Source organism: Nostoc sp. DedQUE02 (genome assembly GCF_034531035.1).
Lineage (GTDB): Bacteria > Cyanobacteriota > Cyanobacteriia > Cyanobacteriales > Nostocaceae > Nostoc.
Window position 1 is genome coordinate 36,563 of sequence record NZ_JAVRBY020000025.1, and the last position, 26,267, is coordinate 62,829.

15 protein-coding genes are annotated in these 26,267 nt (G+C 39.8%); 9 read left to right on the plus strand and 6 right to left on the minus strand.

What is annotated here, in order from left to right; translation table 11 throughout:
• Positions 1-36: 36 nt before the first annotated feature.
• From RMX98_RS19385 to RMX98_RS19395, 3 genes are all read right to left on the minus strand, one after another.
• On the minus strand, positions 37-3,996 hold the full coding sequence (locus RMX98_RS19385; RefSeq protein WP_322675969.1) for a helicase-related protein: 3,960 nt from the start codon (positions 3,994-3,996) through the stop codon (positions 37-39).
• On the minus strand, positions 3,996-7,193 hold the full coding sequence (locus RMX98_RS19390; RefSeq protein ID WP_322675968.1) for a hypothetical protein: 3,198 nt from the start codon (positions 7,191-7,193) through the stop codon (positions 3,996-3,998). The genes RMX98_RS19385 and RMX98_RS19390 overlap by 1 nt, the downstream gene beginning before the upstream one ends.
• 464 nt (positions 7,194-7,657) lie before the next feature.
• On the minus strand, positions 7,658-8,236 hold the full coding sequence (locus RMX98_RS19395) for a Uma2 family endonuclease (protein ID WP_322675967.1): 579 nt from the start codon (positions 8,234-8,236) through the stop codon (positions 7,658-7,660).
• 227 nt (positions 8,237-8,463) lie between these two features.
• On the opposite strand from RMX98_RS19395, the gene purH reads away from it, so the two are divergent.
• Positions 8,464-9,984 carry a bifunctional phosphoribosylaminoimidazolecarboxamide formyltransferase/IMP cyclohydrolase gene (gene purH / locus RMX98_RS19400; protein ID WP_322675966.1) on the plus strand — a complete coding sequence of 507 codons (1,521 nt, stop codon included), beginning with the start codon at positions 8,464-8,466 and terminating at the stop codon, positions 9,982-9,984.
• A 268-nt stretch (positions 9,985-10,252) separates the two neighbouring features.
• Here the strand turns inward: purH and RMX98_RS19405 are convergent, their stop codons facing one another.
• Together RMX98_RS19405 and RMX98_RS19410 are read right to left on the minus strand one after the other, a co-directional pair.
• Positions 10,253-10,552: a hypothetical protein gene (locus RMX98_RS19405; RefSeq protein WP_322675965.1), complete on the minus strand. Its 300-nt coding sequence runs from the start codon at positions 10,550-10,552 to the stop codon at positions 10,253-10,255.
• A 300-nt stretch (positions 10,553-10,852) separates the two neighbouring features.
• Positions 10,853-11,365, minus strand: coding sequence for a DNA topology modulation protein (locus RMX98_RS19410; RefSeq protein WP_322675964.1), 513 nt, complete (start codon positions 11,363-11,365; stop codon positions 10,853-10,855).
• Between the two features lie 129 nt (positions 11,366-11,494).
• Between RMX98_RS19410 and gatB the strand changes: the two genes are divergently transcribed.
• Positions 11,495-12,970, plus strand: a complete 1,476-nt coding sequence (gatB, locus tag RMX98_RS19415) for an Asp-tRNA(Asn)/Glu-tRNA(Gln) amidotransferase subunit GatB (RefSeq protein WP_322675963.1) — start codon at positions 11,495-11,497, stop codon at positions 12,968-12,970.
• 463 nt (positions 12,971-13,433) lie between these two features.
• Here gatB and RMX98_RS19420 read toward each other — a convergent pair whose 3' ends face one another.
• The gene (locus RMX98_RS19420) at positions 13,434-17,033 is read right to left on the minus strand and encodes a GAF domain-containing protein (RefSeq protein ID WP_322675962.1); all 3,600 of its coding nucleotides are present in this window, start codon (positions 17,031-17,033) and stop codon (positions 13,434-13,436) included.
• 159 nt (positions 17,034-17,192) lie between these two features.
• Between RMX98_RS19420 and RMX98_RS19425 the strand changes: the two genes are divergently transcribed.
• The 7 genes from RMX98_RS19425 (at position 17,193) to RMX98_RS19455 (ending at position 26,120) form a co-directional block, all read left to right on the plus strand.
• Positions 17,193-17,375, plus strand: coding sequence for a hypothetical protein (locus RMX98_RS19425; RefSeq protein WP_322675961.1), 183 nt, complete (start codon positions 17,193-17,195; stop codon positions 17,373-17,375).
• A gap of 69 nt (positions 17,376-17,444) precedes the next feature.
• On the plus strand, positions 17,445-18,686 hold the full coding sequence (argJ, locus tag RMX98_RS19430) for a bifunctional ornithine acetyltransferase/N-acetylglutamate synthase (RefSeq protein WP_322675998.1): 1,242 nt from the start codon (positions 17,445-17,447) through the stop codon (positions 18,684-18,686).
• A 1,213-nt stretch (positions 18,687-19,899) separates the two neighbouring features.
• Positions 19,900-21,186 (plus strand): MFS transporter, encoded by a 1,287-nt coding sequence (locus RMX98_RS19435; protein ID WP_322679586.1) that lies wholly within the window; start codon positions 19,900-19,902, stop codon positions 21,184-21,186.
• Between the two features lie 232 nt (positions 21,187-21,418).
• A complete protein-coding gene (locus RMX98_RS19440; protein WP_322679585.1) occupies positions 21,419-22,264 on the plus strand; it encodes an endonuclease/exonuclease/phosphatase family protein in 846 nt (281 codons plus the stop codon).
• A gap of 1 nt (position 22,265) precedes the next feature.
• A complete protein-coding gene (cls, locus tag RMX98_RS19445; RefSeq protein WP_322679584.1) occupies positions 22,266-23,708 on the plus strand; it encodes a cardiolipin synthase in 1,443 nt (480 codons plus the stop codon).
• Between the two features lie 197 nt (positions 23,709-23,905).
• Positions 23,906-25,393 carry an ABC transporter permease subunit gene (locus tag RMX98_RS19450; RefSeq protein ID WP_322679583.1) on the plus strand — a complete coding sequence of 496 codons (1,488 nt, stop codon included), beginning with the start codon at positions 23,906-23,908 and terminating at the stop codon, positions 25,391-25,393.
• Complete coding sequence (locus RMX98_RS19455) at positions 25,386-26,120, plus strand: amino acid ABC transporter ATP-binding protein (RefSeq protein ID WP_322679582.1); 735 nt, start codon at positions 25,386-25,388, stop codon at positions 26,118-26,120. The genes RMX98_RS19450 and RMX98_RS19455 overlap by 8 nt, the downstream gene beginning before the upstream one ends.
• The last annotated feature ends 147 nt before the right edge of the window (positions 26,121-26,267 follow it).

Here is a 26,267-nt window from a genome sequence, read left to right on the forward strand (position 1 = left end):
ACTTAGTATTTAGTGGCATTTGCTGTTTTACATTAACTATTTGTTCTCTGCTTCATCTTCAAGTAGGATCGTATTGAGAAGATTCAATTCGCTGGATGCCATAAAATAGCGATCGCTAAAAACTGTTTCTAGTTGTGTAAAAATCCGTCTACCTGCCACAGCTACCCAAGGAAATGTTCGATAGTGAGCTACCACGGGTACGATTAAGCCTTGAGGAGTTAGAGAACGTCCTAGCGCACTTCTCCAAGCTTGCGGATCTTCTAATACCTGTTGGCGAGTATCATCTTCTGATTGTTCATCCCAGAAATGGGGATAGTCTAGAGGTAAGCCAATAACTATGTTTTTAGTTTTTAATGCTTGACGTGTGGAAGATTCAATAACAAATCCCTCTTGTTCTCGACTCAATAGTTTATACAGTTCGTTTGCAGGACGTTTGAGTTTTGAGGGAAATTTGAACTTCTTGCTTTCGGCAATTTCTTTTAGCGATCCTAAAAGACGACTGCTATTTTGTTTAACATCAGCTTTCCATGCTTCAAAGCTAAATATTTCTTCAGTTTGGCGATCGCTCCAATCTTCTATCCAGAAAGGGCCTATACAAGTTAGATTATCTGGTATGTGTAGCTCGTCATTATCTAAAGTTGGTAATAATCGGCTCGAAATCCTAGAAACAGTTTTTACCAAAGCTTGTAAAGTTTGATAATTTGCATAGGACTTGGCATTTTTTTCTAATGATTGACCTCTCAAGTCAAAATGTTTAAAGATGTTTGCAGTTAACAATTCCGCCCTTTTGACAATTGCTTTTGCTTCTTGAGGATGACTGTCGCTGATAAAAATTTTGGCTTCACGCAAGAAATCTAAGACATCATCAGACATTAAACGCAGCAATTCCTCATCGCCAACAGAACCAACTGGGACAAATGCAATTCGGTTTTTATTAAGTCCTGCATCACCTTTAATGCGGGTGTGAATTGTAGAGCGCAACATTACCAATAAAGTCAATAAATCGCTGGATTGACGCAACCATAGTCTTTTGGGGTCAATATCTTCTCTTTCAATAATGAAATCATTGATTAGCATAACTAACCGTCTTGCTTTGTTATCTCCAGAAACTTCCATTCCGGTTTCTGGATCTATATACATTCCTCGACCCCGGTAAATTAATTGTGCGACTTCCATTAAAGCGGCTTCGATATTAAATCGGGGAATTGCAGCTATAATCCAATCTGTTTTCGGGAAAGAAACACCTCTTGCACCTGAAGAAGTCATGAGAAAAACTCGAACTTCATCTCGTCGTGGCGGCTTGACTAATTTCAATCGCCGATCGGGTGATACACTTTGATCCAAAACCTCCACCTGTTCTCTGTTTACCAGAGCTTCTTTACCAGTGGTCAATTTTTCCTGCAACTGACGTAGAAAAGCTTTATCCTGAGCAAAGAAAATTAACTGCTCTGCTCCCTGTTGTAACCCATTCTTAATTTCTAAGTAGGCATTTGTTAGCGATTCCTCTTCTGATTTTTCTCGAATTGCTTGTCTAATTGTCTGCTCCGTGCCGTCGCTGTTTTGACCTGGTTTAATGGGTGACAGCCTAATACTGTAATCAATACTGAGTTTACTAGCGGGATAGCTATTTGTCATGACGTGTAGCGTTGGGTGTCTTTTGGGGCCAATTTTTGTATGAGTGCCTGTCACCCGGAACGGTGCTTCACCTCGACTTTGACTTATTAGAACTTTATCAGGAGCGCGATCGCCTGAGTTCAAAAAGCTATCCAACACAACTTCATTGCTGAGTGAGGCATCAGCCAGAATCAGCACAATTTTAAACGGCGATTGATTTGTATCAAACGGTTTAATAAATTGCTGTTCCAACCATTCTGCTAACTTGCGGACAAAGGGCGCTCCTGCACCATCACCAGCGAGTTCATCTACCATGACAACTATAGTGGGAATTCGCGCTGCAAATGCTGAACGTTCATTCTTTCCAGCTTGAGTATCGGCTTTTTTTAGAAATAAGTTGTTGAAGGCATTAACTGTGGTTGATTGATTGTTGAGCGTCCGATAACCTTGAATAGCAGCAGTCATCACTAGTTGATTAAGCTGCGGGTTGGCTTCTAGCAATTTGCGGGCTGACTTTGCTATCGTACCCAATACACCAGGACTGTAAAGAGATTCTATGCTGTAATCTCTTTCGTTGAGACGACGTTTAAACCTAGTCGAGCCGACTATATTGCAATCAATGTCAAGTTCTTGCTCTGGGGTTAGGAAGAAGATACTGCCAACGGGACGTGTGAGGTTTCCAATACCATCAACAACAACAGCACTATCGATACTGTGAGATGGAAAATTGTTTTGCTGAACCTGTTTTTTATACCATTCGGGAGCTGCATCAATCAAATTTTTATTGCTGGTGATGGTTAATATCCCACTGGGACAATTGTTGTCTCTAGCAAGTTTGTCGGTAACATCTCGATTAATTACAACTCGCGGACTGAGATACAAAAATAAGAAACCTTGAGACTGCTGTTTGAGAAATTTCATCACAGCAGTAGTTTTACCAATACCTGGATTCCCTTCCAAAGCTAGGACGTTAATTTTACCGACTTGAGCAGAAGTTATACCAGCAAATACTGCTGCCTCGTGTACTTGTCGCAGAGGAATTGTTTCCTTATCGGGATTGATTTCATTGATACAATCGGCAATTCGTGTAACAGGGTTGCCTCCAAAGAACTCAAGTAATGCGTCGTTGTCTTCAATAGATGCGATCGCCTCAGCCTTGCTAATTTCACCCATTGGGTTGTAAAACTCCGTCACATTCTCCTGAAAGAGAAAGTGAGAGTATTGACCTAAAGTTGGCTTTTCAGCTAGATGTTGTGATTGTTCTTTAAAAGCAGACGGTAACGATCGCACTAGCTTTGTGAACACCAAACGAATTTCTGCATCTAGATCCAGTGGTACATCATCATCTTTTGAATGTTTAGCATTGCAATATGCTTTTCCCAATGATTTCATTAACTTGGCTCTAGTATCTGGTTCTGGTTCCACACCCCAGAATTGAGCAGCAAGACTTTCCATACCATTGGATGTGACAGCGATCGCTCTAGCATGACAACTTCCTTCTAATCGCTTATGCACGTGTAACACATGAATCAGGCGATCGGTATAAGATGATGCCTGACAGAGCTTAAATAATGGTTTATCTTGACCGCTAAATGCTGAAAGAAAATTTTCTAGCCTTTTAGAGAGTGAAAATTCTTCACCTTCAACCTCTGCACAAACTCTAGAGAAGACCCCCCGCGACTCCATGTAACGGGCATAGCGACTCATTTCTTCTCTATGAGGGGCTTCTTTTTGAAAATCTGCAAATTTGAGGGGTGCATTATACGAAAATTCCAGGCAGATAATTAAGTTCTCAATTTTTTTGCGTTTTATATCTTTTGGGTGGGAGAAGGCAATTTTCAAGTCTTTAGAGGTTATTACTTCTTCTTCCTCTGTGTTTCTGTGGGAGCTAGATTCGTTGGACAGCCATAAAATAAAATCGGCTCTGGCTGGTTGTCCACGCTTGACCAAGTTCTCGTCTGGCTTTCCTGGTAGTTTGAAAGCTTCTTGAAATGCTTTTGCTGTCTCTTCTTTTTCTTCATCCCGTTGCATTTGCTGACCTGGTAGTGTCAACGGGCACCAAATTGCTTCTAGTTTAGCTTGCCTAATTTGACTGTGGTGGAGACATTCACGCATTGTTGTCCAACCTAAACCATAGCCAAGTACCAGCAGATGACGCAGCATTGTCTCTACCCATTCTTTGTGATTGGGATCTGTTATTTTGAATGCTTTCACCAATTGGTGAGAGATATCTGCATTTTTGTGAGATTGCCAAAGCTGAAAAACAGGATGATCGTTCAACAGTAAGTTTCTGTGAATCAACTGTTGTAAAACACCGCGTTTAACAGCAATTTCAAATACTTGCCCCCAAATAGAGGCTTGTTGTAGAAAGGATGATTCCATTACTTCCTGTGTAGAACTTGAGAAACGTGGGTAAGTACAGCGCGATAATTAAGTAATACCTGTCCTTTGCGACGGGTATGAAGAACTTTGACTTCGCCAGCTTCTTCAACTGTATTAGGCGATATCCAACTAAATGGATCTAGTACTGAACTAAGTTGACTTCTGTACACACCTCGTTCAGCTTCAATAAAATGCAAGCCCCGTAGTACAGCTAGTAAGCAAGGATGAATGCGAGAGTCTGAATCAGGATTAATCAAATGCTGACGAGCGCGTTCAGTCCAGTTAATATTGCTAACTTTTCCATCCGATACTAAGAAATAAATGCAGAAACCAGATTGTAAGCGCTCTTCTGCTTGAATAGCATAAAGTGTGGCAAAAGTATAAACCGGAATTAAATTACGAAAGTAGTCTGCCCTAACGGAGCGCTGAAAATCTGAATGATCTCCAGCTTGCAAAATTTCAAATGCTGCTTCACTGTAACCTCGTTCGCGCAAGCGTGTAGCTGGAAATACATCCCGCACCATTGGGTAAATGTTGATATCAGGAAACGTTTGAAAGACTTCTTCTAAAAATTCTGTAGGTATTAAAGAAGAATTGTAATCTGCGGCTCTATTAAGACGGCGATCGCCATAGGCATGAGCTAATAAAATAATGTGCTGACATCCTTTAGCTCTAAGGTTACGAATTTCTTCTTGAACTAGGCGTTGCGTTTTCAGTTGTTCTAGAGAATCAAGCACATCAGACTGCATCCGTTCTCTTTTCAGTTCATAACCGATAAACGGTTCACTAACGGCTGTAGCAATATAACTTTGAGTGAGAAAAAGATAAGCCTTTTCACTATCATTGGGAAAATTTCCCTCGTTACAGGGACGGCTGGCGTATGAAATTAAACCAATCTTGGGGGCTGAATGAGAATCTGGGCTACTAATGCAAAGTGGAAATGCACTTAAAAACGCTTTAAAAGTACCAGATTTAATAAAATCTTGCGTTTTTTTAGGTTGTTTCATCAGATTATCTAAAATAAGTCCCTGCATTCGGATCGGAGTATCTTCACCTAGTATGGCTTCTAAGGTTTGGGCGGCTGCGTAAACGTAAGCATCGCCGCTCTTCTCCTTCTCATCATTGTTATCATCTAGTTCTTTCCCCTTTTCTTGCAACCGCAGTATTAAGGTTGTAAAATCAACCGATTTCTCCTGATCGCGTTGTTGCAATCGTCTAATGATACGCCACAAACAGCAGTAAACTAGCACAGCAAAAGCAGTAACGGCGGCTGCATGATACTGCTTTTTTTCCTCAGAGCCTTTTGTATCTGGTTGCCGCTTCACCGTTTTAACATCATATTCCATTATGATTGCGGCTGATAATGCCCACCCAGCAAATTGAGAAGCATTTGTAGATAGCTCATAAGTCCATTGACCGTCTTTCTTCTCCCAAGAACGAGGAACCCAACAAACTTGGAGGAGTTTCTGCGGTAATAAACGCTTTGCCCGCAATTGACTAAATGTATCTTTAGTTTTTAAGTCATATTCCGAAAGTTCGGCAGTAATCTTAACCGAAAATAGAAGTCCTGATGTTGCTGGTTGCTCACAAATTTCAATATGTTTGAACCATTCAACTTTTTCGCTAGAATTTTCTTGTGGCTCTACAAGCAACTTTCTTACACCTAATGTTGCACCTTCTAAGCGATCCCAATTAATGATGCTGCTTTTTACACAGATGAATTGTTGTGAGGAGCGATCCTGAACTTGAGATACAACTTTCTGGCTCCTGTCGCGCAGTACTTTCATCAGAGCCTTGGCTATTGACTTCATTGACTCAGAGCGTTCCTGTAATTCTTCTAAAGTATGGCGAATAGCTTCTGTACCCTGCGATTTAAAATTTGCTAGGAGTTGATTCACCACATCTGTTAGTGATTCTTTAGTTAGCGATTCCTCGTCCTTTTTGGGAACGACGACTGCCAAAAAGATCAGTTGAGCTAAACGACGACAAATTTCCCAAGGTTTTTGTAAGGAAGATTCATCATTACTCAGTAAATATTCTCTAATTTGGTCGAGTCGTACTTCAAAAGCAGGTTTGCCTAATTCTGGATTTTGCCCATTGACTCGAAAACGATAACTTACTTCACGCTCTACTTGATTTTTAGTCTTTTGCTCGAAAATTTGAGTTTTCCACTCAGGCCAAACAGCTAGACAATAATAAAAGGTCGCTTTGCTAAGTTCATCTGCCAAGTCGAATTCAACTGCACTACCGAAATGAGTCGTTAAATCAACTGTATAGCCTTTTTCTTTAGCAGATTCAACTAGAGTGAGTATTCGATTGACATACTCTACTAAAAGTTGGTAATCTGGGTCATTACTGGAGCGGGCATTTTCTGCGATCGCTTCCATAATCCGAAAGCTAATTGTCAATCGGACTCGTGACAATGCTTCGTCGTCTATGAAATTTAAAAAACGCTGGATTTGACTATCATATCGATTTTTTTCTTCTTTCAAAGTTGCGATCGATGAATTAACATCATCTTCATCGTTGTCAAGTTCGTTTTCTAAATATTCTGCGGCAGCACAGCACATTTGCTCAAAATAATCAGTATTTTCAACTCGTTCGCTTGCACAAATAACCGTCGCCACAGACTTGTTATCTTTAGTATCTCCAGCTTGAAATGCTAGATGTACGAGGTTGGCAGTATTGGGTATATTTTGGAAAGACGTATCTGCTTTTTTAGCAAGCTGTTTGAGTTGCTTATCAGGGTCATCTAACAGCAATGTGGATAATAAGCTCTCGGAAGGCACAGCAGTATTCAGTGCTTGGTCAATAGCAGCCATTAATCTGTCTATTGCACCAGGTAACTTTGTTGCATTGCCATCACTCAAACAGCCGCCAACGCGCGATCTATTACCGTATGCTGGCATCGATAAGTTTTGAATAAACCCACCGCCAGGAGCAGGTTTCAAAGTTTCTTTAAATTTAGGTTGTGCAAATAGCCGATACATAACGGCTGAAGTACTTATTCTCAGGCGTTTATTTTGCTTTTCATCAAATTCAAACAACTGCATCCCTCTAGGGTTTAGCTGATTAGTATTTGCCTTATTACTGCTGGGAAGAATAGCTTCAGCAAGCAACTCTATGACTGTAGCGAGGTCAATAGAAGGCTTAAGCGAACGCGGGTCAATTTGAGCGCCAGTACCTTGTGAGGGCATAATTATTTCCTTTGTAATTTTCAGTCTTACGACTGCTTCATCTGCCTGAACTTTACAGTCTCAGCAAATGGACTCTATATTTTTAGTATCTTAAATGTGTCCAATCTGTCAAGATACTTGTATTTTACGTTTATAATATTTTTTTTAAGAACTATTACACAAACAACTCAGTCCTATGTTTATGATTTGCTTGAATAAGAAAACTAATCTATATTAATTATCCTAAAAATCTTAATTTCTATAGTTAATTGAATTTTTCATTTATCTGGAAGTTAAAATAGATGACAAAATTTTTGAAGGAATAACTAACTGAATCGGCATTAAAGAAAAGTGCTGTTACACAAAAAACTATAAAGTTTGTTTCTTAATGATTAAGTTTTTCTATTTTTGTTATTGCCATTAAATTCAGATTATCAAATTTTTTATTAGCAATACTTTAGATTATTCTGATTCATAATGAAATTTTAGGGGTTTAATCCAGCTTGTTGAAAGATTGCGTGAGGGGTAATTTCCAATTCTGATAGTAAATCATCAGTAATTATTTGATGAGATCGATAAGTAATCGGTAAGGAAGATGGCGCAAATACAGTTACAGTTCTAGCTTTTGTATCAACTACCCAAACACGAGAAACACCAGCATTCAGATAATCAGTAGCTTTTTCGGCAATTTCACCAAAACTTTGACCAGGTGAAATGATTTCGATGACTAATTCAGGTGCAACAGGACAAGCTTCGTCTAATAGCCAATCAGCAGGAAGACGGTTATAAGAAATATAGGTCAGATCGGCCACAGGCATCCAATCTTGTTGATTTCGTGTTAGTTTAATTGCCCATTCAATTACAACCCGACCTTTTGCTTGTGCCCATGTAGACAGTAGTATAAATAAAGCACCAGTAGTCGAGCCATGAAAAAATTTTGGTGACATCTCATTATCTTTATATTTAGGTACAGCTTCACCATTAACAAACTCGTATGTAATATCTCCTTCGGGAAGTGCGAGAAATTCTTCTAGGGTGAGGCGTTGATTAGAAGACTGAACCATAGGTGTTATGTGGAAAAAGATGCTTACTTTTAGTTTAGGCGATCGCAAATATTAGAGACTAAGCCTACTGAGTCCTTATTTTCAGCATTTTCGACAGTGCTAACTGTGGGGGATGTAAGCAGATAAATTACACGAGTCAATATTATTCCTCATGGTCTTGAAGTGAACCAAGGCTTATGCAAAACTTGAGATCCTTCGCTTCTAGCCTACTTTTAAGGAATCGATCAATGGCGCGTCTAGCCCTGCTGAGTGTATCTAACAAAACTGGTTTAATTGACCTCGCCCGTAGCTTGGTTGAAGAATTCGACTTTGATTTAATCAGCAGTGGGGGAACAGCCCAAGCACTCAAAGATGCGGGACTCCCTGTTACCAAAGTTGCAGATTATACAGGTTCACCAGAAATTTTAGGTGGTCGAGTCAAAACGCTACATCCCCGAATTCATGGCGGAATTTTGGCACGGCGGGATGTTCCTCAAGATATTACAGATTTGGAAAATAACCAAATTCGCCCGATTGATTTAGTGGTGGTGAATCTTTATCCTTTTGAGGAAACTATTGCTAAACCAGGGGTAACATTAGCTGAAGCTGTTGAACAGATTGATATCGGCGGGCCAGCAATGCTACGGGCATCATCGAAAAATTTCGCCCATTTGGCTGTATTATGCGATCCCGCACAGTATGACGAGTATTTAGAGGAATTGCGGCAAAATAACTGCGTAGCTTCCCTAGAGTTTCGGCAAAAGGCTGCTTTAAAAGGATTTTCGCACACTGCTAGTTACGATCGCGCGATCGCATCTTACCTCGCAGGCACGCAAAACTACAACCTCAGCGGCACACAATTACAATCTCTGCGTTACGGTGAGAACCCTCATCAACCCGCCGCCTGGTATCAAACTGGTACTACTCCAACAGGATGGGCAGCCGCTACAAAACTGCAAGGCAAAGAACTTAGTTACAATAATTTAGTTGATTTAGAAGCTGCACGCCAAATTATTGCTGAGTTCACTGATACCCCCGCAGCAACGATAATTAAACATACAAATCCCTGTGGTACGGCATTGGGAAGCACTATTTTTGAAGCGTATCAAAAAGCTTTCAATGCCGATTCTACTTCTGCTTTTGGTGGGATTGTCGCACTCAACCGTCCAATTGATGCGGCTACAGCCAGCGAGTTAACCAAAACATTTTTAGAGTGTGTGGTTGCACCAAGTTGTGAAGCCGAAGCTCAAGAAATCCTTGTCAAAAAATCTAACGTGCGGGTTTTGACTCTAGCTGATTTGAGCAGTGGCCCTAAGGATACAGTGAAAGCGATCGCAGGTGGTTTTCTTGTCCAAACTAGCGATGATATAATTGCTGATACCAGTCAATGGCAAGTAGTCACCGAACGTCAACCCACCGACAGCGAATTAGCGGAATTGCTGTTTGCTTGGAAAGTTTGCAAACACGTTAAGTCAAATGCCATCGTTGTCACAAGCGATCGCACTACACTAGGAGTAGGCGCTGGTCAAATGAACCGCGTTGGCTCAGTTAAAATAGCTCTAGAACAAGCTGGAGAAAAAGCCAAAGGTGCAATTCTAGCCAGCGATGGATTCTTCCCCTTTGATGATTCAGTCAAAACAGCCGCCGCCGCAGGAATTACAGCCATCGTCCAACCAGGGGGAAGTTTGCGCGATAAAGATTCTATCATTGCTGCCAACGAACTGGGTTTACTGATGGTCTTAACTGGTGTACGTCACTTTTTACACTAAATCATTGCTCATTGAGTGTGCGGTTTACAAAGTGTCACACTAAATACTTTTTTTATAATTGAAGCAATGATATTATCTAATTGTGTGTGAGGAGCAAGTTAAAAATAAAAAGCGTTTGGGGTGGAAACACGGCAACACTCCCAAACGTTTTTTAATTTGTATATATAAATTATAGAAATTAATGCTTCCAACAAAAGAAGCAGGATGTTTGTATCAACTAAAACTCCTTTTTGGCAATAACGCTGAATAAGGGAAGCAATCAAATCTTTCATACTTCTCTAATTTTCATTGCCTCTACTTCGCCTGTTTGAGAATTTACTTTAAAAAGTTTATATTCTCGTTCATACAACACAAGGGTAGAAGTAAGAGAGGGAGGAATTAAGTCGTCCAATCGACTTTTAGGAGGATTTTTAGGAATATCAAACCCTAAAGTAATCAACCAGAAGCTTTTATCCTCAGAAAGTTCGACTTCTTCAAGTCTCAAATCTTCTAATGAAGAACCCATCATATCTTGGATGGATTTTATATATTGATATGCAGCATTTACTGCTGTTTTGACATCAATCATAATCTTAGTTGCTCCCTGAACTAATTTGCTAATTCAATGCTTTATTCTAGTCAGGACTTACGCAACTGGCATATTATTTTCAGTTCGTAGTGTACCCCTCCGGGGAAGCAAGCTACGCGTAGCGAACAAAATAAGGGCTAAAGCCCTTACTACAAACTACAAATCCGATTTTTTTGTGACACTTGCGTAAGTCATAATAGGAATTTAACTTTTTTTACTGCTAGTTAGTTAGCAGATAAGTAAAATATTTAATCTTACTATTTTTTCAGATAACTTTAATCAAAATCAATTGAGTAGATTTTAATATTGAGACATTTTTTGCAAAAACTCTCTGACTTCTAGTGGTTTGCAAAGAATAATAACTTGCTGGTTTAGTGTTACTTGACTAAGTTTTTCTAAAATTCCAGGACGGCGAATAATTGGGTATGACCAGATATATTTGAGAAATTCCCAATTCAATCTTTCAGGACAATCTGATGCCATATCAGGTCTGGATTGTCCTGCATACATGAAGCGACGTTTAATCACTCGCGATAAACATAAAATCCGGGGAAAATCCAAAAAAATTACCGTATCTGCAACCGATAAACGAAGGTCGAGAGTACAGCCATAGTTACCATCCATAATCCAAGATTCTCGTCGGGTTAGGTCTTGGATTATGCTTTGCCATTCAGCTTTTGGAGTCTCAACCCAACCAGGATTCCAGTACCAAGCATCTAAGTGAATCACTTCTAAACTTAATATGGTTCCCAATTCGCGGGCTAGGGTAGATTTACCAGCACCTCCAGAACCAATGATTAAGATTTTCTTCACTTTAGATGTGCATCTCCCTTTTTAAGCTCAAAAGGTAAGCATTGCTCACCCAAATAACCGTCTTCAGAGCAACTCAATACGCCGCTACAATAGTACCACTACAAGAATTATGCCCAAATTATTGATATTATGACCACTGCTACGACCGTAAAAACTGAGTATGAAGCGATTATTGGTTTAGAAACCCATTGTCAACTGAGTACCAATACCAAGATTTTCTCTAATAGCTCTACGGCATTCGGCTCTGACCCCAATACTAACATTGACCCGGTTTGTATGGGTTTACCTGGAGTCTTACCTGTACTCAATCAAAAAGTATTAGAATACGCCGTCAAAGCTGGTTTGGCACTAAATTGTCAAATCGCTAAATATAGCAAATTTGACCGTAAGCAGTATTTTTATCCAGATTTACCGAAAAATTACCAAATTTCTCAATACGATCTACCGATCGCAGAACATGGTTGGTTAGAAATTGAGTTGGTAGATGCTGAGGGTAATCCGATTCGCAAACGCATTGGTATCACGCGTCTGCACATGGAAGAAGATGCGGGAAAATTGGTACACGCTGGTAGCGATCGCCTTTCTGGTTCTTCCTATTCTTTGGTAGATTACAATCGCGCAGGTATCCCATTAGTAGAAATTGTTTCCGAACCCGATCTGCGTTCTGGACAAGAAGCTGCTGAATATGCCGAAGAGTTGCGTCGGATTGTCCGGTATCTCGGCGTGAGTGACGGCAATATGGAACAAGGATCTCTGCGGTGCGATGTCAACATTTCGGTGCGTCCAGTGGGACAAAAGGAGTTTGGCACCAAGGTAGAAATTAAAAACATGAACTCCTTCAGCGCCATTCAACGGGCGATTGACTACGAAATTGAACGCCAAATCGCCGCCATCGAAGCAGGCGATCGCATCATTCAAGAAACTCGGTTGTGGCAAGAAGGCGCTCAATGCACAAGTAGTATGCGGGTGAAAGAAGGTTCTAGCGATTACCGCTACTTCCCGGAACCAGATTTAGCACCAATTGAGGTGTCAAATGCACAATTAGAGCAATGGCGTAGCGAACTACCAGAATTACCAGCCCAAAAACGCCATCATTATGAAAGCGAATTGGGGCTTTCCGCTTACGATGCGCGAGTGTTAACAGAAGATCGTTCAATCGCCGAATATTTTGAAACTGCGATCGCATCTGGAGCAAATCCCAAAGCTGCTGCCAACTGGATTACTCAAGATATTGCAGCCCACCTGAATAAGCAAAAACTCACTATTAGTCAAATCGGACTGACTCCCACCAATTTAGCAGATATTATCACTCGCATTGAAACGGGCAAAATTAGCAATGCTCAAGCTAAACAAAAGTTGCCAGATTTGCTTAGTGGTATTTCTCCTGAGAAAGCCTTTGCAGGTCTTGAGTTAATCACCGATCCTAGTGTACTGGAACCTATCGTTGATGAAGTCATAGCCGCAAATCCCAAAGAACTAGAAAAGTATCGCAACGGTAACACCAACCTCAAAGGCTTCTTTGTCGGACAAGTTCTCAAAAAGACAGAAAAACGTGCCGATCCTAAGCTGACCAACGAATTGGTCGAGAAAAAACTGAACGCCTAGAGTCTCGGTCAAGCTAGCTTTGCTAGGTGAGGAAGCAGGGGACAAGGGAGACAAGGAGACAAGGGGACAAGGAGGAATTATTGAACCAGTCTCTCCCAAGTCTCCCCCCTCTTCCTTGTCTACCTTGTCTCTTCTCCATGCCCAATGCCCCATGCCCAATTCTCAATCCCCCAACTAAGTATTTTCCCGGTCTTGCTTCACACAATCTTCATATAAAAACTGGTGACAACCCTCATACGTAAAATGATATGCTGTGGTAAGTAGATGCACCCTGATGATCTGGAGAGCTGCTTAAGTAGCTCTCTTTTTTATTTTATTTTCGTGGTATTTACGGATAAAGTTCAAAAAATTTTAGAAATAATCTCAATAAATAAGTATTAACCCTTAGTGCAGAAATAATTGATTTTAGTAAGTAAATACACCGTGATGATCTAGAGAGCGACGCAATTTGATTTGATCCAACCTATTCGCCTTGCTCAGGCTTCACCGATGGTTTAACTTCAGTAGGTTTTGAAGGACGTGAATTTGATTCACTAACAGATTCAATCCAACTATTAGTAGCACTCTGGATAATTTCTTGTTTTACCTTTGGCGCAGTTTCTGGATCAAGCTGTTCTGTGGCCGAGAGTAATATCTCCAATTGGCGCACATTATACAATTCTTTATGATATCGATCCATGCGTTCGTTTGCTGCTTTTCCACGGTCGAACGCTAACACAGTAACTGCTTGTAACAATACACCAACAAAGGTAGCAATACCACTTTCACCAGTAAAAGCTGTGGAAGTTTTGTCGCTTTTGGTTATTAAATTAGATACACCATAGAATATAAGTATAAGTCCAGCAAGTGAAGTGCATATTGAGATTCCAAAACTTATATTTGCTTGTTTTCGAGCATCTTTGTAGTTATGATCAATGTTCGCAGTAAGTTCAGACGTATTCTTAGAAAGTTTTTGCTTTAATGTCTCAGATTGTTTGGCACTAGTGTAAGCTAATGCTATCTGGTTAGCATATACCTGATAGATAGCTTTATCTTCTTCTGAAAGCTCTTTTTCAAATGGTTTTGAAAAGAGTATCCACATGACACCTATCTTCTCATATCGAGAGGAGAAGGGAACGCATAACCCACAAGCAACAACTGATTTATTTATTTGCTTTTGATCGGAATTATTTACATTTATAGACTTAAGAAGAAATTTGATTTTAGATACACGAATCTTTTTTTTGTCATCATACACTCCAGCTTTTTGCTCATCATACACTTGCAGAGATACTTCTTTCAAAGCATTAATTTTATTGCTGTTAAAATTCAGAGGAACAATGTCTTTGATCAAAATTTCCGATTTACCGTTTTGTTTTTGAATTGGAAAAACAATAACTTCATTAGCTCCAACGGCTTCTCGAGTTTGCCAAACTGCATTTCGCAACATATCTTGAGGATGCGGCGATTCAATTATCTTTTGTAAAGAGCGTTGAAGCCCAATTAATATATTCTTCTGACGGCTGACAGATTCAACAAGATTTTTCTTTTGAAATGCAATTGCAACTTGTCTTGCAAAATGTTCAATAACTTCTCTGTGTACCTCAGTAAAAGCGTAGGGTTCTTCATGCTCAAGGTTAATTACACCAATTATCTTGTCAACACCTATGATCGGAACCACAAGCTCTGAGCGAGTTTCTTTTCTAAAGAGAATATATTCCTGCCAATATTCCGAATTTTTCCTTTCTTCTTCGTGAAGATCAGCAATAAGAATGGTTTTTCGTTGCCTGACGGCAAGTTTTGTAATTCCTATTTTGTTTTTATTTATAAAATTTTCATTATCGCCATGAAATTCATTTAGTTCAGCTAAAATAGATTCCGGCCAGGCAGCTTTGTAGTCAAGATTGCTGTCATCAGTCAAGATAGCTAGATAGCTAAAACTTGGAGCTACCAGGGAGTAAGCATAACGCACAATATCTCTTAGCAGCAGGGCTGGATCGTCTCTCGTAGCTATAACCTCAATAGCACTAGCAAGATCCGTATTGGCTTTAGTCCAAGTTAGTCTTTCAGACAAAAACTCTTGATGATAAATTGTGCTGGCGGCTTGGCTTGCAAACAACTCAAGTGCGAATTTTTCAACTTCAGAAAAGGGGATTTCTGAATATTTATTTAGATATAAAGCCCCAATAAGACGCTGTTTTTCTTCTTCATCTTTAATCATCAAAGGAACAACTATTTGATACTTAATTCCTAGATTGATTAATTCTTCTGGAATACAGTTAAAGTTTCCAAAGCTTTCGGAAAACTCCGTTGTCTTCTTTTGTCGAATTACAACATCTGTAGTGCCGCTTCCATCCAAGCGGGGAAGTTGTGGCTTATCGTTTTCAGGAAAAGTATAAGGCTCACCTTTGACTCTATAAGTTTCCTCACCATTTGGTAATGTTGCGGAATATTCTAACCGATGAATAACTGCCGCCCTAGCACTGGTGACTTTTAACGCGTGTTCACAAATTTTTTTGAGTAAATTTGTCTTGTTTGTCTTGTTTTTATCGAGTACAAGATCATTCATCTTGCTGCTGATATCGTTCGAGTACTCTAAAGTCATTGTACGTTCAATGATAGTTGCCGTACTTTGTGCAACGGTTTCAACAAGATCCCGATCATAAATAGTAAAATGATCTTTCTTTTCCTTATAGCAATTAATTACACCAATCATCCGGTTGGACTGGCTAACCTCGTTTGCATCTATATAAGGTATTACAGGCACTGCCAGCATAGAAAGATTGCTACCTGTAAAGTGCAAAGTTGGTTCAAACTCCGCATTTTCTGCCGCATTTGGTATAATTCTACTCTTACCATCTGTTAACACACAGCCGACAATTCCTTCTCCTTTCTTGAAACGTCTTTTAAATCTTCGCGATTGTTCTTCAAATTCTTTTGAGTCATTGGCTGCAACCCATTTTTCAAGAAAAGTTTCGCTAACATCAATAGAAGAGGAAACGTTAAAATACGTACAATTATCACATTTAAGTTCATCTCTTAGCTTCACAAGTATTTGATGCATCAGAGTCTTACTTTTTAGGTCATCTCCGATTTCACGTGTAATTTCTCTAACTACCCTGGCATTTCTTTCCTGTAAAAAGTCTACGATCGTATCCGCGAGAATTTCACTATAGCCTTTAAGAAAGTTAACCAGTTTGTCTTTATATCGTGCATAATGACCTGGAGTTTTGTGATCGAGAGTAATAATGGCTATACTTTTATTTTGACGTTTTGCAGCAAAACCAACCCAAGAGTTAATATCATTTGTTGCATCCTCATTTTTCCAACCCATATTATGTAATTGCTCTGGATAATTATCACGTAAATTCTTAAGATCATCTATGATAATTACGCCCTTTTCATTGACATTTTTGATCAAATTATCTTCATTAATTACTTTGAGAAGTTGTCGATCTGGGTTTGAACGAATACCATCATATTTCAATAAATATCTTTCACTAGTTTCATTATCAATTAATGATATTGTAGCTCTGTCGTATCCAACTATTGGATTAGTTTTTAACTCCAGAAAAACATTTTCTACCATTTCCTCAAAATCAAAATCTTGCTCTTGAAGAAAGTCTTTTTTAAACTTTAACAAAGATTTAGAATTTTTCATTTCTAAGCCTATTGATTCAATATAGGCTTCTAGAACATAGGAATTGAAAGGACAAGCAAATGCGTATATCCCCCCTAACATCGCATCACGAGCTTTTTCTTGAATGGTTTCATTGAAGCCAAATACAACAATAATTCCTAGATAATCAAGTTCTTTATGTTGATCTTTGAAGTTGGCTAAATCATCCCAGATATGAGAATTTTCCGCATCAATCCACACACAAAAAACATCCCATGCTAAATCAAAAGTATTAAAGCCTATAAGCTTTTCTTTTGCCGTTTCAAGTGAGTTTGTTTCTTCAATGTCTATTTTGGGAATTGCTCTAATATGTTTTAAAGTTTCCTCACGATTTTGTCGAAACTCATCATCCCCATTTGAGAGATTGAGAAATAGAAGTTTAATTTCTTTGATTTGATTGTTCATTTTAAATTCTCCATAAATTAAAGATTAATGAAGATTGATGACATTAGAGCCTTGTTCGCTTAATTTTCATCAACATGAACCTAAAGCCGAACATCAATTTAATTTGTAAGATTATAAATAGTCTATTATCTTAAGTACACGCTGTACATAAGCATGAATATGAGCAACTCCTACAGCATTCGGAGTGCCAAAATTCGTAACAGTGTGAGGTTTGAGCTAACAACCGAATTTTATCGGGGGTATCCTCAGTTTGCTAATGTAGATGGCTGGATAGAGCTATTGTCGCCGGATACTGTATTTTTGCAGACTATTTTTCTCTCAGAAGAGCGGAATACAGGGTAAAATTTACCCTCAAAACTTTAAACTATTGAGAGGTTGTTCAAATCCCTTAATAGTTTAGAGTGAAGAATGATGGCAGATTGGCAAAAAATCACAGGTGGTATCACAGCACCAAGGGGGTATCAGGCGGCGGGAATTACCGCAGGGTTGAAACCTTCGGGGTTGGCAGATTTAGCTTTGATATTCTCAGAAGTAGAAGCGATCGCAGCTGGTGTATTTACCACCAGCCAAGTGAAAGCTGCTTGCGTAGAATATTGTCGCCAACGCTTGCAAGCCAAACAAAGCGCTCGTGCCATCCTCTGCAACGCTGGACAAGCAAACGCCGCGACAGGAACTCAAGGCAACCTCGATACCCTAGAATCTGCTCTAGCAGTAGCCCAAGCCCTGAACATCTCGTCTGAATCTGTGTTATTGGCTTCCACTGGTGTAATTGGTCAAAGAATTAAGATGGATGCTTTGCGAAGTGGGATTCCCAAAGTAGTAGCGGCACTATCAGAAACAGGCTCAGATGCCGCCGCCGGTGCGATTATTACTACAGACTTGGTAACAAAATCCATTGCTCTACAGACAACTATAAGCGATCGCCCGGTAAGAATTGGCGGCATTGCCAAAGGTTCCGGCATGATTCACCCTAACATGGCAACCATGCTGGCATTTGTTACTTGTGATGCCGTGGTTTCGCCTCATCTTTGGCAGCAGATGTTAGCAAGGGCAGCTGATAGAAGCTTTAATTCCATCACTGTGGATGGTGACACCAGCACCAACGACAGCTTAATTGCCTTGGCAAATGGTCAATCTCGCACCCCAGCAATTACAGAAGTGGGCGCAGAAGCAGAGAAATTAGAGGCGATGTTAACAGCAGTTTGCCAGCATTTAGCCAAAGCGATCGCTCGTGATGGTGAAGGCGCAACCTGTCTCATTGAAGTAGAAGTGACAGGGGCGCAGAATGAACTTTCAGCCCGACAAATAGCCAAAACCATCGCTGGTTCATCCTTAGTTAAATCTGCAATCTTTGGCCGCGATCCAAATTGGGGACGCATCGCCGCCGCCGCCGGACGTGCAGGTGTGCCCTTTGAGCAAGAAAACCTGCAAATTAAGCTAGGGAATTTCTTAATGTTAGAAAATGGACAACCTCTGCAATTTGACCGTGCAGCCGCAAGTGCTTATTTGAAAAAAGCAGCGCTAGGTGCTTATCTCCAAGAGGATACGGTGTCAATCTCCGTTAATGTTGGCAATGGTTATGGTTCAGGTAAAGCTTGGGGTTGTGATTTAAGTTATGACTACGTGAAGATTAACGCCGAATACACTACGTAAACTACTCACAACTATTTACTAGGATAAAAATTTCCGGCATTGCAGAGAAAGCGGGATGATTTGGCAACTTCTAAAATGGTGTTGCTGAATCGAGGCATGAATTTGGATGTAGAGACGTTGCATTGCAACGTCTCTACAAGGATTTTGAAATAACGCAAAATTATTTTTCATACCACAATCAGCAATGCCCTAAAATTTCCTCCCCTGCTTGCCCCAATTCATCCACTGTTCTGCAACGCCCTATTTTTTGTCAAGCCGCGTAACTTCAACTTCATCGTGACGAGATAATTCAGCCTTGCACTGCTGCTGACGTTGGGTTTTGATTTTCGCCCGTTTATCTACGCTTCTTCAATTCGGCATTAGCGATGCCTACGCTTCACACTTGGTTGCGTACAATTCAACAGAGGCGGCTTTAAATCAATACGCTTGGGTTAGAACTTTGGCGGGGGTGGGGTTCTTCGGGTTTAATAAGCAATCAAGCGGACATGATATGAGTCCGCCGAAATAACAAATGAGTACCCTGAAATAACAAATGAGTACCCTGAAATAACAAATGGGTACGCCGAAATAACAAATGAGTACGCCGAAATAACAAATGAGTACGCCGAAATAACAAATGAGTACCCCGAAATAACAAATGAGTACCCCGAAATAACAAATGAGTACCCCGAAATAACAAATGAGTACCCCGAAATAACAAATGCGTAGGCGTAGCCAGCCGTAGGCATCGCCATGATTGCAACAATTTAGCTTTGTCACGCCAGCGTGACGCACTGCAAATCTTTGGTAGATGAAGTTTTTCCGACTTGTGTGTACACCCTAGTCTTGTAGGAGAGAGGTCAATACGGTTCGGAGAGGCAGGGGAGGAAAGAGGGTTATTGTTCAGTAATTCTTCTCTTCCCCTGCTTCTCTTCTCCCCCTGCTCCCCCTGCCTGCCTCAACCAAAAAATTCCTTAACCGAACGGTATTAGGAGAGAGGTCTATTTGGAGCCAAATTGCCAAAAACATTGCAGACGTGAAAATTGGGAAATTTTACAAAAATATTCTTCAACGGTGATTTAACTACGACATTTGGGAACAATTTATGGAACTCAGTTTTTTTGAGGTACTTAGTACTTTCTAAGTACCTCAAAAAAGAAAATAAACCTGTTTAAAATGCAGCCTGAGTTTCCCCAATAGAGAATTAATCACCAAACTTGGAATATCTATAAAAATGCTCAATTCTGAAATTCAAAAAGACATCCGTTATAACTTTACTGTCAATATTATTGAAAGTGGATTTTTTGGCTTGGGGTGTGGTTTTGCCTCATTTATCACGATCATTCCTCTATTTGTGAGTAGTTTTACCAATTCTGCATTGCTCATCGGTCTGATCCCAGCTATTCCACGCTTAGGCTGGCAACTACCTCAGCTATTAACAGCTGATAAAGTAGCTCGTCTACAGTATTACAAACCAACAGTTATGTTGTTGACAATTCATCAGAAACTTCCTTTTTTGGGATTAGCACTGGTGGCTTTGTTACAGCTACAACTCAATAGTCAAACTATCTTACAGTTGACATTTGCCCTACTCATTTGGCAAGGACTAGGTGGCGGATTTAGCGCTCCTGCTTGGCAAAGCATGGTTGCTAAAATTGTTCCCTCCAGAAAGCTTGGCATTTTTTACGGTGCTATATCAGCATCTTGTAATCTGATGGGCATTTGTGGTGCTGCGATCGCTAGTTTATTCCTTAAGGAAATTGCCCAACCATTTAACTTTGCTCTGTGTTTTTTGTGTGCCAGTATTGCAATGGCTCTATCTTGGTTTTTTATGTCTAGGACGCGAGAGCCAGTAAACACTCCATCATCTGACATTGAAAATAGACGTGAATTTTGGGACAGTGTGAGTGTGATTCTTCGGTGTGATGAGAATTTTCGTTGTTTTGTGATTGCACGTATCCTCTCACAGTTAGCACTGATGCCACTTCCCTTCTATACACTCTATGCAGTACATCAATATCAGATAGGAGAAGTATTTATTGGGTTAATTACTACTGTACTGATGGTCACGCAAACTATTGCTGGATTGGTTTTGGGTTGGGTAGGCGATCGCTGGAGTAACAAGTTAGTCTTACAAATTGGTTGTGTTGCCTGTGCGTTCAGTTCGGTTTTAGCTTGCCTAGCACCAAATGTAAACTGTTTTTACTTAGTGTTTATAGGAGCGGGAATAGGTATGGTAGGTCTACAAAATGTTGCGGCGGTAATGACCTTAGAGTTTGGGAACCAGCGCCAACGACCAGCCTATATTGGTCTTGGTAATACCCTTGTCGCTCCTGCCACCATCCTTGCTCCCCTACTAGGTGGATGGATAGTGGAAAATATTGACTATAGAACTACCTTCTTGGTAGCAGTTATGGGTGGATTAGTTACAGCACTGTTTTTGCACGTAGGAGTAAGCGATCCACGCTATCTTAAACAGAATTTTAGTAACCATTCAGTAAATGTTTTGCCTGAGCAGTAAGCATCTAATGTTAGTTAGTAATCCTTAATGCGAATGCGCTAGCATTCTATAGGCTCATCGGGCATTGAACTTTGTAGCGATCCAGGGCATTGCATCAGGGACAATCACCTGATGCATCTCTTAAAAGCTGTAGTGATTATGGAGCATAGCTTATAGCTTTACAAGCGTGCCATCCTTCTATAACAACTGTGCAATAGCGTTAAGCTAGAATAAATTTATTTTAATATTAGTAATGTCTAATATTCAAGAACGCGTAAACACTCTCGTTACGAAATTTGTTCCGGGTTATAGATTTCTTCGTTTACAAGAACTCACAATTGATAAAAAGAATTCACTTCAAACAGAAATTAATAGTAAATCAATTAAAGTTCTCAGTTGGAATATCGCTAAACAGAATTATAATAAAGTCTGGCTCAAGGATTTCTCAAAAATAATTGAAAATTATCAACCAAACCTCATATTTTTACAAGAATTTTCTCTAAAATTAGAAGCAGATGAATGGGAAAAATGGCTGAAAATGAATTGGAGCTTTGCTCCTAACTTTGTAGATATTCATCATCAAACTTATTCGGGCATTTTCACAGCAGCGACAATCAGTCCACTTAGCAAAAGAGTTATAACTACTAAACATCATGAGCCAATTGTTAAAACTCCTAAAATTTCTTTAATTACTGAGTATCTGCTATCTGAACAAAGCACAACTCTCCTGACAATCAATAGTCATCTGATCAATTTTGTAAATTTAAATAAATTTAAAATACAACTAAAAGAATTAGAGTTAGCGTTATCTGTACATCGTGGCCCACTAATATTTTCAGGAGATTTCAATACTTGGAGTCGGAAAAGAGCAGTTATCCTGAATGAAGTAATAACTCAATTAGGATTAACGCCTGTAATTTTTGCACCTGATCATCAGGATAAAATTAAACGCTTCTTGTTATCGCCCCCTTTAGATCATATCTTTTATCGAGATATCACTGTGAAAGAAGCCAGTGCTAAGGTGCTAGACCAAATTTGTTCATCCGATCATAAACCATTGCTCGTAGAATTTACTTGTACCAATACTCAAAAAAAATAAAATGCTTGTAGATGGTGGTGTTCTAGCGATTTTTAGCGCAACTACAGTTGTTGTTCATATCGTAGGAGTTACACATGCAGCCCATGCAGTGATGAATGTGCGTTCTTCCCAAGGGGCAATTGCCTGGAGCATTTCTCTAATTACCTTTCCCTGGCTAGCGATTCCGTTATATTGGATTTTAGGAAGAACTAAATTTCATGGATATGCTGAAACACTGCGTTCAGTCTATGCAGAACACTACAAGCTTTTTCATTCAACTTACAGCGAACTGATTAAATTTCAAGTTGCGCCACCAGATAATCTAGCCGAATTGCAACCATTAGCGGAGGCTTTTACAGAAATTTCTTTTACATCAGGCAATGCTACCGAATTGCTCATTAATGGTCAACAAACCTATGAAGCGATGCTGAAAAAGATTGCATCGGCAACAAATTATATTTTGTTGCAATCCTATACTGTTAACGATGACCAATCAGGTAATGAGTTTAAAGAAGCGTTGATTGCTAAAGCCAAGCAAGGAATAAGCATCTACTTTCTCTACGATGAAATTGGTTCTAAGAAACTATCTCGTCCTTATATCCAATCTCTACAACAGCATGGAATTGCAGTGAGTGCATTTAACACCACTAAAGGTCAGGGTAATCGCTTCCAATTTAATTTTCGCAATCATCGAAAAATTCTAGTAGTGGATGGAGAAATCGCATTTGTCGGTGGACTGAATATTGGTGATGAATATTTAGGGAAAAATCCTCGTTTGAGTCCCTGGCGCGACACCCATATCATGCTCGAAGGCCCAACAGTACAAAGCCTACAAAACTCCTTTGTGCGAGATTGGTATTGGGCGACTCGAGAACTGATCGAAGTGAATTGGCAGGTAAAAATTAATCAAGAAATTAATCAAACTGCATTCATACTTCCGACAGGCCCCGCAGATCATCTGCCAGCTTGTAAGCTTTTTTTCGTCGAACTAATTAATCAAGCTCAAACTCACCTCTGGATTGCTAGTCCATACTTTGTGCCCGATGAGGCAACATTATCAGCCTTAAAACTGGCAGCAATGCGAGGTGTAGATGTGCGAATTCTCTTACCAAATCGACCCGATCATTTATTTGTTTATTTATGTTCCTTCTCTTACTACACGGAAATGGAAAAAATCGGTATCAAATTGTATCGTTACAAAAATGGCTTTATGCACCAAAAAGTTATAGTCATTGATGAGAGTTTAGCAGGAATAGGAACTGTTAATTTAGATAATCGCTCTTTTTCTTTAAACTTTGAAGTTATGGGTTTTATTACCGAGCCTGGATTTGTTCAAAGGGTGAAGAAGATGTTAGAGGATGATTTAGCTGTCTGTGTTGCTGTTGATCTTAATGAGTACGACAAAAAACCTATTTGGTTCAAGTTAGCTGTGAGAGTCTCCCGATTACTGACTCCTTTACTTTAATCACTGGCTAGTCTCCCAATACGGTTTGGTTAAAGGGGAAAGGGAAAAGGGGAAAGGTTTTGAATACATCCTTTACCCAATACCTGCAAACCCATTCTCCAGACCACAAGGAAAATGAAAAATGCTTATCCGAACCGTATTGGCTAGTCTTCATGTTGGAGAAATATACATTGTTTTCCTAAAAAATTATCAAATTCATGAATAAAAAAAAAGCATGGTTATTAACGATGCTGCTTGCAACAATGGTATTGATTAATATCATTCCATATAGCCATTCTCTAAAAGCAGCCTCATCTTTAGGCAAAGACACGCTGACGATGGTTACTTCCCCAGATTATCCACCTTATGAGTTTTATGATACTAAGAATGGTGAGAGGCAAATTGTTGGCTTTGATGTAGATATTGCCAAAACTCTTGCTCAAAAACTAGGATTTAAACTCCAGGTAATAGAATCAGATTTTAATGGATTAATTCCGGCACTGCAAGCAAAGCGGGCTGACTTTGTGATGGCTGGGATGACTCCCACCCCAGAGCGGAAAAAAAATGTTGATTTTTCAATTATTTATTACCAAGCAAAAGATACGATTGTCGCTCTCAAAAATAACAATCTCAGACAGACTAAAGACCTAACTTTTAAAAAAGTTGGGGTACAACTGGGGACTATCCAAGAGCAAAATGCTAAAAAAATTGCCCAAAAAGTTACAGGGATTCAGCTAAAACAACTCAACAAGGTACCAGAAATAATTCAGGAGATCAAATCAGGGCGAATTGATGCAGCAATTGTTGAGGATACCGTTGCTAGAGGATTCGCCCAAGCCAACACAGATTTAGAGTTTAACGTTATTCCCTCAGATGAAGAGAGTGGTTCCGCGATCGCTTTTCCTAAAGGTTCGACCTTCGTGGAACCTTTTAATAAAGCTTTACAACAAATGAAGTCTGAAAAAGAACTAGAAAAATTAGTTACAAAATGGTTTTCGCAAACTACCTCAACCACTACTGTATCTGAATCTCCTGCTAAAGGCGGACTGAATCTAGACTTTACCAGAATTATCCCAGACATCCCCTTTATCCTCAAAGGCATACCTTTGACGTTGTTGTTTACACTTTTGTCAGTATTTCTTGGGTTAATTTGGGGTACAGTTCTGTCTTTGTGTAAAATCACTGCTATCAAGCCCTTCACCTGGCTTGCTAACGCCTACACCTCTGTATTTCGAGGCACGCCTCTGCTGTTACAGTTAGCTTTGGTTTACTATGCCACACCCCAGCTAACAGGTTATGATATCTCGGCTTTAGAAGCAGGGGTGCTAACTTTTACCCTCAACTCAGGGGCTTATATGTCAGAAACCATCCGGGGTGGAATTCAAGCAGTAGATAAAGGACAAACTGAAGCGGCGATGTCTATGGGTGTTCCTTATCGTTTGATGATGTGGGACATAATTTTGCCTCAAGCATTGAAGAACATTCTACCTGCATTGGTGAATGAAACTATTGGGCTGTTGAAAGACTCAGCTTTGGTATCAACAATTGGTGTCGTAGAAATATTACGCAGTGCCCAAATTGTTGGTGCAAACAAGTATATATACTTTGAACCTCTGCTGTTTGCGGGGTTTATCTACTATATTTTAGTTATGGGTCTGACTAAGAGTGCATCCGTTTTAGAAAGGAAGTTAAGAGAAAGTGAGTAAAGCCGTAATTCGGACAGAATTCTTATGTAAATCCTTTGGCAAACTCGACGTACTCAAAGATATTTCCACAGAGATTCACCAAGGGGAAGTTGTTGCGATTCTTGGGCCTTCTGGTTCAGGTAAATCTACCTTTCTGCGGTGCATGAACTTGCTAGAACGTCCCACTAAAGGCAGAATCTATTTTCAAGAGCAAGAAATTACTCATCCCAAGGTCAATATTGCCAAGGTTCGTCAACAGTTGGTGATGGTGTTTCAACACTTTAATCTATTTCCCCACATGACAGTATTGCAAAATGTCACCTATGCACCGATTAAGGTGAAAGGAATAGATCGGCAGTTAGCCGAAAATAAAGGGATGGAACTATTGACAAAGGTGGGTTTAGAGGAAAAAGCAGATATCTTTCCATCCAAATTATCAGGGGGACAGAAACAAAGGGTAGCGATCGCCCGAACTTTGGCAATGTCACCACAGATGATTTTATTTGATGAACCCACCTCTGCTTTAGACCCAGAAATGGTCAAAGATGTACTCCAAGTAATCAAAGATTTAGCTCAAACAGGGATAACAATGGCGATTGTTACTCACGAAATGGGATTTGCTAGAGTTGTGGCTAGTCGCATTATGTTTCTCGATCGAGGGACTTTAGCAGAAGATACTACTCCCAACAAGTTTTTTCAAAATCCTCAGTCCGAAAGGGCCAAGCAATTCTTAGAAAAAATGCTTTAAAGCGATGCGATCGCTGAGATTTTTGAGCAGATTAACCAGATGCCTCTCAATACTTTTCGGGTTTTGGGGGGAAAGGGGAAAGGGAAAGGTTTTAATTCACCTTTCCCCCTTACCCTTTAACCTTTTCCCCAAACCAAATTCTGAGTT